The sequence below is a fragment of the Vibrio sp. 10N.261.51.F12 genome (genome assembly GCF_041471725.1).
GTDB lineage: Bacteria > Pseudomonadota > Gammaproteobacteria > Enterobacterales > Vibrionaceae > Vibrio.
On record NZ_JBFROV010000004.1, the window covers coordinates 77,167 to 92,075 of the forward strand.

General features: G+C 45.5%; 16 protein-coding genes. 8 read left to right on the forward strand and 8 right to left on the reverse strand.

Annotated features, from left to right (window positions below):
* Window positions 1-3: 3 nt before the first annotated feature.
* Entirely contained in the window at window positions 4-1,344 is a 1,341-nt protein-coding gene (locus AB4405_RS02235; RefSeq protein ID WP_102468746.1) for a Na(+)-translocating NADH-quinone reductase subunit A, read from the reverse strand.
* 498 nt (window positions 1,345-1,842) lie between these two features.
* Complete coding sequence (gene bolA / locus AB4405_RS02240) at window positions 1,843-2,151, reverse strand: transcriptional regulator BolA (protein WP_102468747.1); 309 nt, start codon at window positions 2,149-2,151, stop codon at window positions 1,843-1,845.
* Window positions 2,152-2,300: 149 nt separating this feature from the next.
* Here bolA and AB4405_RS02245 point away from each other — a divergent pair, with 149 nt between their 5' ends.
* The 4 genes from AB4405_RS02245 (at window position 2,301) to AB4405_RS02260 (ending at window position 6,115) form a co-directional block, all read left to right on the forward strand.
* Window positions 2,301-3,431, forward strand: coding sequence for a methyltransferase (locus AB4405_RS02245; RefSeq protein WP_372059440.1), 1,131 nt, complete (start codon window positions 2,301-2,303; stop codon window positions 3,429-3,431).
* Between the two features lie 136 nt (window positions 3,432-3,567).
* Window positions 3,568-4,137 carry a YajG family lipoprotein gene (locus AB4405_RS02250; protein ID WP_102468749.1) on the forward strand — a complete coding sequence of 190 codons (570 nt, stop codon included), beginning with the start codon at window positions 3,568-3,570 and terminating at the stop codon, window positions 4,135-4,137.
* Entirely contained in the window at window positions 4,137-4,682 is a 546-nt protein-coding gene (locus AB4405_RS02255) for a peptidylprolyl isomerase (protein ID WP_372059441.1), read from the forward strand. The genes AB4405_RS02250 and AB4405_RS02255 overlap by 1 nt, the downstream gene beginning before the upstream one ends.
* A 71-nt stretch (window positions 4,683-4,753) precedes the next feature.
* Window positions 4,754-6,115, forward strand: a complete 1,362-nt coding sequence (locus tag AB4405_RS02260) for an AmpG family muropeptide MFS transporter (protein ID WP_102468844.1) — start codon at window positions 4,754-4,756, stop codon at window positions 6,113-6,115.
* Window positions 6,116-6,280: 165 nt separating this feature from the next.
* Here AB4405_RS02260 and AB4405_RS02265 read toward each other — a convergent pair whose 3' ends face one another.
* The 3 genes from AB4405_RS02265 to AB4405_RS02275 all read right to left on the reverse strand — a co-directional run bounded on the left by AB4405_RS02265 (window position 6,281) and on the right by AB4405_RS02275 (window position 8,289).
* Complete coding sequence (locus AB4405_RS02265; RefSeq protein ID WP_372059442.1) at window positions 6,281-6,958, reverse strand: ChrR family anti-sigma-E factor; 678 nt, start codon at window positions 6,956-6,958, stop codon at window positions 6,281-6,283.
* Window position 6,959: 1 nt separating this feature from the next.
* A complete protein-coding gene (locus tag AB4405_RS02270; RefSeq protein ID WP_372059443.1) occupies window positions 6,960-7,538 on the reverse strand; it encodes a sigma-70 family RNA polymerase sigma factor in 579 nt (192 codons plus the stop codon).
* A 157-nt stretch (window positions 7,539-7,695) separates the two neighbouring features.
* Window positions 7,696-8,289 (reverse strand): LON peptidase substrate-binding domain-containing protein, encoded by a 594-nt coding sequence (locus AB4405_RS02275; RefSeq protein WP_372059444.1) that lies wholly within the window; start codon window positions 8,287-8,289, stop codon window positions 7,696-7,698.
* Window positions 8,290-8,598: 309 nt separating this feature from the next.
* On the opposite strand from AB4405_RS02275, the gene AB4405_RS02280 reads away from it, so the two are divergent.
* The 4 genes from AB4405_RS02280 (at window position 8,599) to csdA (ending at window position 12,187) form a co-directional block, all read left to right on the forward strand.
* Window positions 8,599-9,378 (forward strand): outer membrane protein OmpK, encoded by a 780-nt coding sequence (locus tag AB4405_RS02280; RefSeq protein ID WP_372059445.1) that lies wholly within the window; start codon window positions 8,599-8,601, stop codon window positions 9,376-9,378.
* Window positions 9,379-9,502: 124 nt separating this feature from the next.
* Window positions 9,503-10,396 (forward strand): 2-dehydropantoate 2-reductase, encoded by an 894-nt coding sequence (locus tag AB4405_RS02285; protein ID WP_372059446.1) that lies wholly within the window; start codon window positions 9,503-9,505, stop codon window positions 10,394-10,396.
* A complete protein-coding gene (locus AB4405_RS02290; RefSeq protein WP_372059447.1) occupies window positions 10,389-10,991 on the forward strand; it encodes a DJ-1 family glyoxalase III in 603 nt (200 codons plus the stop codon). The genes AB4405_RS02285 and AB4405_RS02290 overlap by 8 nt, the downstream gene beginning before the upstream one ends.
* A complete protein-coding gene (gene csdA / locus AB4405_RS02295; RefSeq protein WP_372059448.1) occupies window positions 10,988-12,187 on the forward strand; it encodes a cysteine desulfurase CsdA in 1,200 nt (399 codons plus the stop codon). Before AB4405_RS02290 ends, csdA begins: the two co-directional genes overlap by 4 nt.
* A 218-nt stretch (window positions 12,188-12,405) precedes the next feature.
* Here the strand turns inward: csdA and AB4405_RS02300 are convergent, their stop codons facing one another.
* From AB4405_RS02300 to mltA, 3 genes are all read right to left on the reverse strand, one after another.
* The gene (locus AB4405_RS02300; RefSeq protein ID WP_372059450.1) at window positions 12,406-12,837 is read right to left on the reverse strand and encodes a SufE family protein; all 432 of its coding nucleotides are present in this window, start codon (window positions 12,835-12,837) and stop codon (window positions 12,406-12,408) included.
* 15 nt (window positions 12,838-12,852) lie between these two features.
* Window positions 12,853-13,662 (reverse strand): tRNA cyclic N6-threonylcarbamoyladenosine(37) synthase TcdA, encoded by an 810-nt coding sequence (tcdA, locus tag AB4405_RS02305; protein WP_372059451.1) that lies wholly within the window; start codon window positions 13,660-13,662, stop codon window positions 12,853-12,855.
* A gap of 97 nt (window positions 13,663-13,759) precedes the next feature.
* Window positions 13,760-14,869: a murein transglycosylase A gene (gene mltA, locus AB4405_RS02310; RefSeq protein WP_102468759.1), complete on the reverse strand. Its 1,110-nt coding sequence runs from the start codon at window positions 14,867-14,869 to the stop codon at window positions 13,760-13,762.
* Between the last annotated feature and the right edge of the window lie 40 nt (window positions 14,870-14,909).

Below are 14,909 nucleotides of genomic sequence, written 5' to 3' on the forward strand. Positions count from 1 at the left end.
GGGTTACCCTTCCTTCTCAATCTTGTCTAGGCACTCACGTAGGAGTTGACCATATTCGTACTTACCAGGACAAACAAAGGTACATAACGCCAAATCTTCTTCATCTAGCTCAAGAGCTCCAAGACGTTGTGCACTGTCTATGTCGCCAGCACATAAATCACGAAGAAGTAACGTCGGTTCCATATCCAATGGCAATACTTTTTCGTAATTGCCGATTGGAACCATTGCACGATCACTACCATTCGTTGTCGTTGTCATATTAAACAACTGACCTTTAAATACGTGGCCGAGGAACGAACGAGTCACCGAGAATTTGTTTTTACCTGGGGTCGCCCAACCAAACAGCTCTTTATCACGGCCTTCGCGCAATACAGAAACTTGTTGATGGTAACGGCCTAGATATGCGTGCACGCCAATAGCGTGAGTACCTGAAAGCACAGAACCAGACACCACACGAACTTCGCCTGGCATCAATTCGCTATCCGTCACTTCTTCTAGACTAGCACCTAGTTGAGTACGAATTAGACGAGGTTTGTTGACGACAGGACCAGCAAGAGAGATAACACGATCTGTGAATAGCTCACCGGTAGTGAAAAGCTTGCCGAAAGCAATAACGTCTTGGTAGTTAATACTCCAAGCGACGGTCTCTGCGTTAACTGGGTACAAGAAGTGCATATGAGTACCGACTAAACCTGCAGGGTGCAGACCGTCGAAAACATGCTCTTCTACATTAGATTGAGTTGAACGAGGAAGACTGGTGCCTTTCTTACAGACATACACCTTGCCGTCTGTCAATTTGGACAGAAGGTCAAGACCTGCAACAAACGCGTCTTTCTGTTCGTTAATGATCAATTCAGGCTCTGCCGCCAATGGATTTGTGTCCATGGCAGTGACGAAAATCGCCTGAGTAGTTGAATCAATCGCGGGTACCTTGCTGAACGGTCGAGTACGTAAAGCTGTCCACATACCTGAAGCAATAAGTTGGTTTTTAATCGTCTCGCGATCAAGTCCTACTAATTGGTCAGCCGTGTAACTATCAAACGTAACCTGATCATCACCGCTTACTTCAATCACTACAGATTGAAGTACACGCTTCTCACCACGGTTTACTTCGATAACTTTACCGCTTGCTGGTGAAGTAAACATAACGCCAGGATTTTTTTTGTCTTCAAAAACAACCTGACCTTTTTTTACTTCGTCGCCTACACGGGCATGCATTGTTGGGCGCATACCCACGTACTCTTCGCCAAGCAAGGCGACTTTAGTGATGGATTTACCATCATTAATCACCTGGGATGGAGTTCCTGCTAGAGGAAGGTCCAAGCCCTTTTTTATTGTAATCATACGCACTTGCACTACTTTTATCGGGAAAAAGATTCTTTTTATTGCGTAACATTTAGACACGACATTGAGGTGTCTCGCCTCGGCGTTTTAAACACCAAGACAGCAACATCACATTAACAATCTCATGGTGAAATCACTGCGAGATTTGTCTGGTGCGGTAGTTTAACATCTTTTGTAAACTGGATGCCATGATGAATCCCTGCAATAACCTTATTATTTCGAAAGTTTTGCTACTACTGAGCTAATCAATATTAATATCTTTGACGCATCGCACAGAGCATCATTATTCTATTTAAATTAATCAGTTAATTCATTCACAAAATGAAACATTCCGACTTAACTACATCGCACAAAAAAACATGTTGAAACACTGTTAAAAAATACCTCTTACGGGTTATTTTCTTCAGCGTCATTTTTAACTCTTATTGCCGCAAACTATGTCACGTATCAAAAATGTTACCAATGATTAAGCTATCACACTAACGCACATCGTCGAGGTCAATGACCACCACCAGCGCAATCCGGACTTATCGGGGATTGTTGGTTTTTCTCAGCCCATTCTTGAGGTGTGTAGGTATGAATCGCCAAAGCGTGAATCACACCAGACAACTCATCGGCAAGGACTGTATTTATTTTACGATGACGAGCGATAAGACGATCTCCAGAAAACGCATTACTGACAACGACGACCTTAAAGTGGCTTTCTGAGCCAGGTGGTACATTGTGCATATAACTTTCATTGAGAACGTCTAGAAAAGTGGGTTCAAACGCTAGATGGAGCTTTTGTTCGATGGTTTGTTGAATCATCTGACTTCCTGTGCTGGTTTTCTTATCGTTATATTGTCGGTAAAGTATATCCTTTACTTAATCAATAATCTTCTTTAAAAGAAGATTCTCTTTGGCTATTAGTCGTAGTTTTTGCCAAAATACAGCGATAATCACACAAGCTCATCACTATGAAAACTGAACTCTCTTTGCTTGACCAAACACTTGAACTCTATCGCTATCCAAAACTTGCTAATGATAAACTGCAGGCGTGGGATGCTGGTGATGAATATTTGATCACCCATATCGAATCACTTAACCTCTCAACGCCACAACGTATTCTAGTACTAAATGATAATTTTGGCGCATTGAGTTGTTGGTTTTCAAAGCAACATCGCGTTACTACCGTTAGCGATTCATTCATTTCTCATCAAGGTATTGTGAGCAATTTAAGCTTGAACAAGTGTCCGCCTATCGAGCTATTGTCATCTATTGACTCATGGCCAGATAAAGTAGATATCGTGTTGATGCAAATCCCACGTAACAACCGTTACCTGACGTGGCAATTGAGTCAAATACACGCCCTATACGGCGATAACTGCACCGTGATTGGCGTCAATAAAGCCAAAGATATCCATAGCTCGACGTTAAAGTTATTCGAAAAGAACTTGGGGACCACCACCACTTCACTCGCCTGGAAAAAACATCGCTTAGTGTTTTCCTCAGGCGATCAGTCTTGCATCACTCCAGTCGTTCCACTGACCACATGGCACGTTGATGAAGAAAACATAACGCTCTCCAACCTGCCAAATGTGTACTCTGGTGAATCTCTTGATCTCGGTGCGCGTTTCTTCCTTTCTTATCTTCCTAGCGATCAAAAATATCAACATGTGACGGACCTTGGGTGCGGTAACGGCGTCTTATCCGTGAAACTACGTCAGTTAAACCCCAATGCCATCGTGACTTCGGTCGATGAAAGCTACATGGCCGTAGAATCAGCTCGACACAACATTGAGGCTAACGGCTTATCAAACGACCAATCTGAATTTGTCGCCAATAACTGTCTCGATGGCTTCTCACCTCAAACGCAAGACCTTGTCGTATGCAATCCGCCATTTCACCAGCAGCAAGCCGTCACTGACCATATTGCTTGGCAGATGTTTAATGACGCAAAACATGCCCTGCGTACCGGAGGTGAATTGCTAGTGATCGGCAATCGCCACCTAGGCTACGACAAAAAACTAGAAAAACTATTTGGTAAGCATCACGTTAAACTTGTCGCTTCTAACGCCAAATTTGTTATTTTACAGGCGACTAAGTAAAGTTATCGTCATAGTTACCAAAGAAGTCATCTCCCTCTTTGGTTATCGGATAAGATTTCGCAAGCGCGCTCATTACCCGTGGTGCGTTGATAAAGGCTTTCCTCATCAAACCGATGAGAGTGAAAAGGAATGAATAATGAAAAAGCTCGTTTTAGCAGCCGCCGTGGTTTTGCTTGCTGGTTGTGCAAGCCCAAAACAAGAACAGATTAACTTTGCGCCTCAAGCGGCCACCAGCGCAGCAAAAATCGTAGAAGGCAAAACTATGTCTCTATCCAGCCAAGATGTTCGCACCGCCCAGTACGTCGCGTTGATGGACAGCGGTCGATCAAATATTACTCCTATTCATACTCGTCAAAATGTACGAATTGGTATCGAGAACGCGATCGCTCAGCAGTTTTCATCACAAGGCTATAAAGTTACCGTCAACAGTCCGAACGCGGTGAAAATCGAAGTCCAAGAAGCCTTGGTTTCCGTTAAGCACACAGTGATGGAAAATGACATGGCGGCTAACGTTGTGGTTGAACTAACCGTAGAAAATGCTCAGGGTAAGCTGGTCAAAACCTACACAGGCAAGGCTAATCGTTCGGGATTAATGAGTGCCTCCAATAGTGACATCGAAGACATGCTTAATCACACCGTCAATCTTGTACTCAAAGAAATATCCAACGACACTGAATTAGTTGATTATATGAAGGAACGTTTCTAATGATGAAAACTCTAGTCGCTACACTTGCTTTAGTCTCTGTCACCGCTTTCGCTGGACCTAAAGTGCAAGTGGAAACCAATATCGGCTCATTTACCGTTGAGTTAAATGAAGAGAAAGCACCAGTCAGCGTAAACAACTTTTTGAGCTATGTAGACGATGGCAGCTACGTGAATAGCCAATTCCATCGTGTTATTCCTGGTTTTATGGCACAAGGGGGTGGGTTTGATGACCAATTCAACCGTCTTCCTGTCAACAGCCCGATCCAGAATGAAGGCGCTAACGGATTAGATAACGACGTCGCTACTATCGCCATGGCACGAACGCAAGATCCAAACTCAGCTACCCGCCAGTTCTTTATCAACTATGCAGATAATGACTTTCTTAACTACAGTGTCTCCAACCCTGGCTATGCCGTATTTGGAAAGGTCACTGAAGGGTTTGATGTCGTGCAAAAGATGTCTCAAAAACCTACTCGCACCGTCCGTGGCATGCGCGACGTACCGATGGACCCGATTGTCATAACAAAAATCGAACGTCTACCATAACTAAAACATGAAAGAGAGCTCACGCTCTCTTTTGTTATTGCTAGGTGAGGAGCACCTCTGTGGAACAAGAAATGACATGGCGAGATACCGTTAAAAGCTATTGGGACAAACGTCTACTTTGGGTATTTATGCTCGGTTGTTCTAGCGGCTTCCCATGGGTACTTATTGGCTCCAATATGTCGGGTTGGCTCAAAGATGCTGGTCTCACCCGTACCGCCATTGGCTACTTTGGCTCTGTTTTTGCCGTCTACGCTGTTAACTTTTTGTGGGCACCGCTTGTCGACCGTGTTCGACTGCCTTTCCTATACAGCTCACTGGGTCAAAGGCGCAGCTGGATTTTTCTTTGTCAGTCTTTAATGCTCATTTGCACACTGCTTATTGCAGGTGTCAATCCAGCGACAAACCTGATGCTAACCTCGGTACTTGCATTAGGCATCGCCATCGCCTCATCGACGCAAGATATTGCTGTTGATGCTTTTCGTATAGACACCTTCCCAAAATCTCAAGCAAACAAATTACCGCAAGCGTCCGCTATGGCCGTCATGGGGTGGTGGACAGGGTATTCTTTACCCGGTTACCTCGCCTTTGTTAATGCTGACTCTATCGGCTGGAACGGCGTTTATTACGGCATGGCCGGTATTGTTGCCATTCTCATGGTATTTACATTACTGGTAGGTGAACCAAAAACGGACCGGGATGCATTGCAAGCACAGGCTGAACAACGCCATAAAAAAGTGGTCGGTAACAAAGTCGTCGCTTGGCTTAGTGTCACTGTTGTTGAACCCTTTCTTGATTTCTTTCGAAGCAATGGGGTTAAAGTCGCTGTCACTCTGTTACTTTTTGTTTTTTTGTTCAAAATAGGCGAAGCGTTTTTAGGACGAATGTCGATTCCATTCTATAAGGAGATTGGTTTCAGCAATGAGCAAATTGGCTACTATTCTAAGCTCATTGGGTGGGGTGCGACGATTGCCTTCACGTTGCTGGGCAGCATGTTCAATGTCCGATTTGGTATTGTTAAAGGGCTAATGATTGGTGGGATCGCCATGAGTGCAAGCAACCTGATGTTTGCCTGGATCGCACAAGTCGGACCGAATGAGCACTTATTCCTTGCAACTATCATTGTCGATAACTTCACCACCGCATTTTCAACGGTGGCTTTCGTGTCATTCCTGACAATTTTGACTGGGCAGGCCTTTTCAGCCACTCAATATGCATTACTCGCTTCATTAGGCAATTTTGGGCGCACGACACTTGCGTCGTTTAGCGGTGAGTTAGTCGACATGCTCAATGACTGGAGCACGTTCTTTATTATTACCTCGCTCATGGTCATTCCGAGTTTGATTATGCTGTATTCACTTAGGCATTACTTCAATGATTTACTTGAGAAAGCTCGAGCAAGAGATGCACAGCCTAAAGCAGATGACCAGCAGTAAGTTGCTCTCTAAGAAGCGTTGCTTCTAGATACAACACTACGAAAAAGCCCATGACATCTAAGTCATGGGCTTTTATTTTGCGCATCGCGTTCCGATTTAGCGCCTGCCCGCCAGACTATATACCTAGCACCTAGCACCTAGCACCTAGCACCTAGCACCTAGCACCTAAGGATACATGCCTTTACCAAAGCGATTGAAAATTCTAGCGACCCCTTGAGTAAAGACCATTGGTTCCGTCAAAATAGACAAACATAAACAATCCTGCCCCATCGCAGTCTGTGGAGCGTGCTTCGTTTCGCCATCTTCTTCAAGGTAATCACCCTTGGAATAGCTACCCATCTCGTCACTGAACTCGCCATGTAATACCAATGTCGATTCAATACCCTTGTGCGTGTGCTGAGGAACCTGGACTCCCTCAGTAATATAGAGCAGGTTCACACGGTAGTTTTCATCGATATCGACGGTCGAGGTAAAGACCTTGCCACCGTAGCTGCGCCATTCTCCCATTCTATCGACCAAAGGTTGCAACGAAGCAGGTACCCGAAAACTTTTATCGTTGACGGTGATCGTAGCCGCTGAGCGTACCCTCGGGCTCGAAAAATCCGCCTCTAGCGTCATAATATCTTCAAGCATATTGCTGAACACCGCCTCTTCATCTTGATGTGAGGTGTTCACTACTTCCATTTCCTCTAAAGCACTAGCGGCGCATTCCTCGAAACGAGCAACGGCTTCGCGACATTGGTGGCAACTGTCTACGTGAGAAGCAATTGCCACCCCTCTCGCCGAGTCAATCTCTCCAGCGGCGTATAATTTGAGTAAAGTGTCATCTGGATGATAAGCCATATTAATGCGCCTCTAACGATAGTCTTAATTTTTCAACGGCGAGCCTCAAGCGAGACTTCACAGTTCCGAGCGGTATGTCGTACATATCCGCAACCTGCTGATGAGGAATTTCTTGCAAGTATACCGCCCTTACTACGTCTCTTTGAGCCTGAGGAAGATCATCAAGAAATTGAATGATTTGCTCTTTAAGTCGGTCAGTCTCTGGCGAGTAATGTTCGACAAAGTCAGGCGGGCAATAATCTGACGGCCAGATGTCGTCCGCGCGGACATGCAGCTCTTTACCTTTTTGCTTTCTCAACATGTCAAAACAAAGGTTTCGTGCGATGGTATAAATCCAAGTCGACAACGCGCTTTTAGAGGCGTCGAAAAGATGTGCTTTCTGCCAAACCGCTGCCATCGCCTCTTGAACAATCTCAATCGCAACTTGGTCATTACCTATATAACGAAAAACAAACTGCTTCAGGCGCGGCGAGTAATAATGAAACAAGGTAGCATAAGCATGTTTATCACGTTGTTTGACGCGCTCAATACACTCTATCCATTCTTGTTTGGTCAAGGTTTCCTGTTCGTCTTGCGTCATAGAAAAATCCCTAAAATAGACTGCGTCTGTCTTGCAGTTTCCGCTTCATTGGTATTGATACGTTTGGATATTAGAATAGATCAATTACCGTGGGTTAAAATTATCTGTTACGCATTGTCCAGCGAAACATGTCATCGTGAATCCCACTACACTGTGTTTATATTGTAGCTTTTTGTGAATCGTTTACCGTGATCATTTCCTCTACAAAATCTAGCATCTCGTCGCAATCTTGCTGTAAAGCGAGACTTTCAAACTCTAAACACGTTACCGGAAGCACTTCAATCCAACGTTGGCTGACCCACGTTGCATCATCGAAGAAACAATGTGTGTACAGCTCGCCAAGTAATGGGAATGCTTTGTAAACAGCCTGAAGCCTCTCCCCAACAAAAAGGTGATGTTCATTGAGTTGCTTTGGCTGCCACGTTGGTAACCACGTCACGTCTGCGTGACGAAGGCCATCAAATTCGGTAGATACCTGTTCAATCTTGAAACGCTTGGTGCCAGACACAGTGATGCCCAGCAGTCCATCGTCGAGAGTCTCAAAATCGACAATGCTAACAAAGGTACCGATAGAAGACGTGTTATGTGGCAATGCCCCTGCATCGTTGTTCACCAGACACATACCAAAGCCTGTGCCCGCCTTTAGACATTCTGCGATCATTCTTTTGTAACGAGGCTCAAAGATCCTCAGTTTCATTTTTCCTTCTGGCAGCACCACAGAGCTCAGAGGAAATAGCATTATTTGAGACATTCCAACTCCTTGTTTGGTCAACTGTTGCTTCTACGCCCACACAACTAAGTCGATCAGTTCAGCTTTAAAATTGTTAATAACATTGACCGTACGGTTAGTTTTTTGATTGTATTTTTTGGTCACTTTGTATGCAATTCATAAAAGTTCCGTTCAACATCCAATAAATGCGATAGCTGTCACAATATTTAGCAACCGTTTGCGACGTTGCACATTTACTTTGAGATATAAATCGCTATTATGCGCGTCATCGGACAAGTTCGCATGGAAAGCGACCAATTTCAGTACAACTTAAGAAGAGTAGTTATCACTATGCGTAAATCACTTTTAGCTCTTGGCGTTGTTGCAGCAGTATCAGCAGTTCCAGCTTCAGCAGAATATCTATACGGTTTCGGCGGCGTTTATCTTGATCACCAAAGCTGGGATCACGGTGCTCGTCCTATCAGCGACAACGTTGGTGACCAACGTAATCAATTTGTTCTAGGTATCGAAGGTGGCGCAGGCTTCACTTGGGGCGAGCTATACGGCTTCTACGACCGTGAAAGTGTTGAGAAAAGTGCTTCTGAGCAAAAAAACTCTTTTAAAGGTACAGCTCACGTTTACCTTGGCGACACTGGCGTATCTCTTTACGGCCAGGTTTATCACCATGACAACCCAGCACAAAGCGAAACTAACCGCGTACTAGGTGTTGGTTATACTGCGCTTCAAGGTGACAACTGGTTCTTCAAACCATGGGTCGGTGTACATGACATCACGTCTTGGGATGACTACGGTACGAATAAAAACGTAAATGGCAACAACGGTTACATGGCGGGTTGGACAGCGCGTTATGGCTTCAGCGCATTCGGCCAAAACTTCTCGTTCGTGAACTGGAACGAAATCGAATTTGATCGCAACGATGCATACGCAGAAAACCAAGGCGGCAAAAACGGTGTGAACGGCGCATTGCTATTCAACTGGCACGCAACAGAGCACATCACTGCTGCTATCCAGTACCGTTACTTCAACAACAAGCTTGGCGTGTACGGTTCTTCAGGTGACGAGCAGCATTACGGTGATGCAATCATCTACCGTATGCAATACAACTTCTAATGTCTATCCAATAGAAGAAGTTCGAAAAAATGGCGCATTAGCGCCATTTTTTATGCTTGTTACTTTCGAACATTGCCAATAATTTTGCTATTCTGCGCCTATTACTCATAACCTAATGCCTGTTGTGAACATTACTATTCTCGGCCCCGGTGCCATCGGCTCATTGTATGCCTCTAAGTTAACCCTCGCGGGCCATAACGTATCACTTTGGGGACGTCAATCAGCGGAATCCATCTCGATACAACTAGACAGCGAACCGCTGCATTCTTTTGCCAATAAAAACGCTCATGCCCTAAAACATAGTGACCTGTTGATCGTGACCCTCAAAGCATGGCAAGTTGAGACTGCTCTTTCGCCACTACTAGACATCCTTCATTGCGATACTATTATCTTATTTCTACACAATGGTATGGGTTGCGTAGATAAGATGACCACTAAGCTCAAACCCTTTCCCGTACTACTTGGGACGAGTACTCATGGCGCTTTACGAAAAAGTGATACACAAGTGAAGCACACTGGGCTCGGTGAGACCAAAATTGGCGCATGGAACGAGAAAGGATTGCATTGTCAGTTTGTTACCGATGTACTGAATCACGCTATCTCACCCGTACATTGGCACGATATAATACAGCAAGCCCTATGGACTAAACTGGTCATTAATTGTGCCATTAATCCATTGACAGCTATTGAAAACTGTAAGAACGGTCAGCTATCCCGATCAGATTATGCAAATCAAATAACGGCGATCATCAAAGAGGCGCTATTATGTGCGGCTTGCGTGGGAGTCGTCCTTGATGAGCAAGTTATGACCACCACCGTTTTTAACGTCATCAGCAATACGGCAGAGAACTATTCATCGATGCAACAAGATATCGATAATAAAAGACCGTCTGAGATTGATTTTATCACCGGTTACCTTGTTCGTATCGCAAAGCAATACCAACTTCACATCCCTGCCAACGCAGCGATGTTGAACCAAATAAAGCAGATTGAAGCCAGTTGGAGTAAACATGACTAAACATGTATTGGTGCCTATTGCGCCCGGCACCGAAGAAATGGAAGCCATTACTATCATCGATACCATGATAAGAGCAGGCTTCAAGGTTACCACCGCCAGTGTCGACTTTGACGGTGCCCTTACTATGCTCGGGTCGAGAGGCATTACGCTGACTGCCGACTGTAAATTAGTGGATGTCGCTGATGAAGAGTTTGACGTCATTGCACTGCCTGGTGGGGTAGCCGGAGCTGAGATCTTCAGAGACAGCACGCTTTTGATTGAGATGCTGCGCCAACATAAATACGACGGCAAATTAATGGCCGCCATTTGCGCCGCACCGGCGCTAGTGTTGATGCACCACAAGCTTTACCCAGATGCTTTGATGACTTGTCACCCTGCGTTTCAGTCTCATATCCCTAGCCACTGTTGGCGACCAAAGCGAGTCACTATGGACGTCACTCACAACCTCATGACTAGTCAAGGTCCGGGGAGTGCGCTTGAGTTTTCCATTGAAATAATTATCGCACTTTGTGGGAAAGAAAAAGCCTGGGAGGTCGCCGAACCTATGGTGACAAACCCTATTCTGCATTACCACGAAATGGGCAAACGAACATGACCGACATGCTATCGATTCGAGCGCAATTCCCTGCTCTTGCACAAGATATTGTGTACTTAGACAGCGCAGCCACCACCCAAAAACCACAAGTCGTGATTGATTGTCTGAGTGATTACTATCGAAACCAAAACGCTAATGTTCATCGCGGTAGCCACTCACTCACGGCACTGGCCACTGGCCGGTTCGAAGCGGCGCGCGATACAGTCGCAAACTTTATTAATGCTAACTCAAGCAAAGAAATTATCTGGACTCGCGGCGCTACCGAGGCACTGAATCTGATTGCGCAAAGCTATGCACGTAGCACCTTGAAGCCAGGAGATGAGATCCTAGTGTCCGAGCTGGAGCACCACGCCAATATTGTACCGTGGCAGATTGTCGCCCAGCAAACAGGCGCTGTCATCGTAAAAATCCCAATGACACCAGATTGCCAGGTTGATGTACAAACCGTTGCAACCTTGATTAATGAGCGCACAAAAATCGTGGCCATTGCGCAGGTCACTAATGTGACAGGCAGTCGGCTTCCCATTGAAAAAATCATCGCCGTTACACGCCAACAGAGCGCTGCTATTGTCGTCGTCGATGGCGCTCAAGGCATCGTGCATGAACACACAGACGTCCAGGCGTTAGATGCCGATTTCTATGTATTTTCGGGCCATAAACTCTATGCTCCCGCAGGAATTGGTGTGTTATACGGGAAACAAGCACGACTGGAAGCGATGCCGCCTTGGCACGGGGGCGGTAAAATGGTGGAACACGTTAGTTTTGCTAACACCACATTTTCAGGACTTCCCGGTAAGTTTGAGGCCGGCACTCCCAATGTCGCTGGCGCCCTAGCGCTTGCAGCCGCGATTGATTGGCGACAGCAATACGACTTAAAGCAGCTAGAGCAACATGTTTGTGCACTTCAACAACAAGCCTATGATGAACTCAACAAGATCGATGACATCACGATTATTGGCTTCCAACCCCATTCCAGTGTGATTACATTTATCATGCAGGGTGTGCATCATCAAGACATCGCCACGTTATTGGACCAACAACAAATTGCAGTGCGATCTGGCCATCATTGCGCACATCCACTTATGGACGCCCTTGGTGTGAAAGGGACTGTGAGGGCTTCATTTGCCATTTACAACACCATGGAAGAGGTCGAGCGTTTTGTTCAAGCCGTAAGGAAGTGTGTCGACATACTGTAAGCCATCACGATAACTAGTGATGATTTGAGCCTTAACGGTTCAACTGAAAATTAGATTAAACAAAGTGTACTCTTGACAAAAAGCGCCATGCAAACAGGTATTTGCATGGCGCTTTTCAGTCGTTATTACTATTTAATTATTCAACTATTCAACTATTCAACTATTCAACTATTCAACTATCCAACTATTCAACATCGAATCTATACCCGACGCTGATATTACTCGGCACTCGTTTTTATAGCGGCCACTTTGATACTGTCCACAATCGCTCTTAAACCATTCCCACGTGAAGGGCTTAGGTGATTAATCAAATCAAGCTGTTCAAAGTAAGTATTAATATCAAAAGATTGAATTTGTTGTGACGTTTTATGGTGGTAAGCCGCCAATACAATAGCAATCAACCCGCGAACAATACGCGCATCCGAATCTGCACTAATATGCCAAACACCGTCCACCTCCGTCATGGTTAGCCAGACTGAGCTTTCACAACCGGATACCAGTACTTGATCTGATTTTTCTACGTCATCCATAATGGGTAGCAACTTTCCCCACTGCACCACCTGGCGATATCGCGCTTCCCAACCGTTCAACTGTGCCATCTTTTGGGCGATGTCGTCGGCACTCAGTTCCGCACCAAAGGGCTGATTCATACTCATCACTCCTGTTTAAGCTCTGTATTTCTGAATGAGTTTCTCGACAATTCGAGAAACCGCGACAAACCCAAAACTTGCAGTCACCACCGTTGCTGCGCCAAATCCGCTGGCACAATCCATTCGCTTCGGCCCTTCTGCCGTAGCCTTAACACCACAAACAGACCCATCGGGTTGAGGGTATTTCAACTGCTCAGTAGAAAAGACACAGTCAATACCAAACTTACGCGCTGGATTCTTAGGGAAATTATGATGGCGACGAAGGGTATCTTTGAGCTTTTTCGCAAGCGGATCTTGGATGGTTTTTGTCAAATCTGCAATTTGAATCTGCGTAGGATCGACCTGCCCTCCAGCACCGCCAGTGGTAATCACTTTAATTTTATTGCTTCGACAATAGGCTAAAAGTGCCGCTTTTGGCCTCATGCTATCAATGGCATCCAGCACGTAATCGAAGTCTTTGGTGATGTATTGAGCGATGTTCTCTGGCTCAATAAAATCATCAATTAGGTTCACTTTGCATTCAGGGTTAATCAGCTTAACTCGCTCCGCCATCACCTCAATTTTGCTCTGACCGACGGTGCCTGTCATGGCATGAATTTGGCGGTTAATATTGGTGACACAAACATCATCCATATCGATAAGGGTCAGCGCGCCTACACCTGTGCGTGCCAACGCCTCGACAGCCCACGAGCCGACACCACCAATCCCAACGACGCAAACATGCGCTGCACGTAGGATCTCTACCTCACTTTGTCCGTAGAGGCGTCGAGTTCCACCGAAGCGTTGATTATAATTGTCGGAGGCGGGTTGGGTGAGTTCTCGCATAACGCTACCTAGCTGAGTCTGTGTAAAAAGAAAGAGTGCGATTTATACGCACTCTTTTAAAAAAGGTCAACTGCTGCACTTTACCTAGTAATTAATTCTACTGGGGTGCGGCTTTATCTGAAGGTAAGAGCCAAGGGTCTTGGGTCTTTGAGTTCTCTAGACCTAACTTCCAGACTCGACCAAAATGTTTATAGTGACCAGCTTGTGTTCCTGCAAACTCACCTAACCCGTGATACAAATCAAAGTGGTTACCTTTAACCGCCCCGCCGGTATCCAAGACAATCAATAAACGCAGCTCATGCGCCCCACTCCACGTCCCATCCGCATTTAACAACGGCACTTCAGCAAGGATAGGTGTTCCCATTGGGAATAGGCTTCGATCGCCTGCAACAGCCGCCATGGCTTGAAGCGGGATACCGGCCGACCCCGTTACTGGTGCCGCTTTTTGTGGAGAAAAGAACACATAAGACGTGTTCTCTTCTAATAAGGCTTGTACCGTCTTCTCATCCTGGCTCATCACCCAATCTTTAATGGCCTTGAGTGACATTTTCTCTTTAGGCACCTCTCCGCGCTCGATAAGAACGCGACCAATGCTGACATAGGCTTGGTTATTTTTTCCAGCATATGCAAAGTATTCTAGGCTATCGTCGTCACCAAAATGCACAAAACCGCTGCCCTGAACTTCCATGATAAATGGGTCAATCAAGTTATCGGCATAGCCCAGCTCTAACCCTTGACCATTAAGAGCGCCACCATAAATTTCAGCACGTGTCGGACACTCTTTTTTACAGTCTGGTAAACCATAGACTGGATATTTAAATGTCGCATCAGGGCTATGACGCAGTTCCATGACCGGTGAAAAGTATCCGGTGAACAGCACATTGCCTTTTTTATCCCCGCCACCCAACTGAGCCGCTTGCACGCCATACTGACTTAAGGCCTTGGGATCGCCACTTTTTACGGCCCAGACCTGTAACTGTTCATATAAGGGTTGATAGGTTTTTGCCATCGACGGTGAGTTTTTTGTCACCTCTTCCGCTTGTTTTTCAAAACTGTTGAAGTTTCGAGGCTGATTAGATTCTATCGTTTCCGTCTTATTGAGCGGCGCGGCGAATTCATCGTCGTTGTATTGTTGTGCGCGATCCGTTTGCTGAGCGCAACCAAAAACAAGTAAAATCGAGGCCAGTGGAAGAATACGTTTTATCAAGATTGTGATCCCTTATTGATGATGCATTCAGGATGGCAAA

What these genes read in the sequence shown, in the direction of transcription:
- tcdA (WP_372059451.1), bottom strand. Translation starts at nt 13,662, where the DNA reads ATGCGAGAACTCACCCAACCCGCCTCCGACAATTATAATCAACGCTTC.
- bolA (WP_102468747.1), bottom strand. Translation starts at nt 2,151, where the DNA reads ATGATTCAACAAACCATCGAACAAAAGCTCCATCTAGCGTTTGAACCC.
- AB4405_RS02235 (WP_102468746.1), bottom strand. Translation starts at nt 1,344, where the DNA reads ATGATTACAATAAAAAAGGGCTTGGACCTTCCTCTAGCAGGAACTCCA.
- AB4405_RS02270 (WP_372059443.1), bottom strand. Translation starts at nt 7,538, where the DNA reads ATGACGCAAGACGAACAGGAAACCTTGACCAAACAAGAATGGATAGAG.
- AB4405_RS02290 (WP_372059447.1), top strand. Translation starts at nt 10,389, where the DNA reads ATGACTAAACATGTATTGGTGCCTATTGCGCCCGGCACCGAAGAAATG.
- AB4405_RS02300 (WP_372059450.1), bottom strand. Translation starts at nt 12,837, where the DNA reads ATGAATCAGCCCTTTGGTGCGGAACTGAGTGCCGACGACATCGCCCAA.
- AB4405_RS02260 (WP_102468844.1), top strand. Translation starts at nt 4,754, where the DNA reads ATGACATGGCGAGATACCGTTAAAAGCTATTGGGACAAACGTCTACTT.
- AB4405_RS02245 (WP_372059440.1), top strand. Translation starts at nt 2,301, where the DNA reads ATGAAAACTGAACTCTCTTTGCTTGACCAAACACTTGAACTCTATCGC.
- AB4405_RS02280 (WP_372059445.1), top strand. Translation starts at nt 8,599, where the DNA reads ATGCGTAAATCACTTTTAGCTCTTGGCGTTGTTGCAGCAGTATCAGCA.
- AB4405_RS02265 (WP_372059442.1), bottom strand. Translation starts at nt 6,958, where the DNA reads ATGGCTTATCATCCAGATGACACTTTACTCAAATTATACGCCGCTGGA.
- csdA (WP_372059448.1), top strand. Translation starts at nt 10,988, where the DNA reads ATGACCGACATGCTATCGATTCGAGCGCAATTCCCTGCTCTTGCACAA.
- AB4405_RS02255 (WP_372059441.1), top strand. Translation starts at nt 4,137, where the DNA reads ATGATGAAAACTCTAGTCGCTACACTTGCTTTAGTCTCTGTCACCGCT.
- AB4405_RS02250 (WP_102468749.1), top strand. Translation starts at nt 3,568, where the DNA reads ATGAAAAAGCTCGTTTTAGCAGCCGCCGTGGTTTTGCTTGCTGGTTGT.
- AB4405_RS02275 (WP_372059444.1), bottom strand. Translation starts at nt 8,289, where the DNA reads ATGTCTCAAATAATGCTATTTCCTCTGAGCTCTGTGGTGCTGCCAGAA.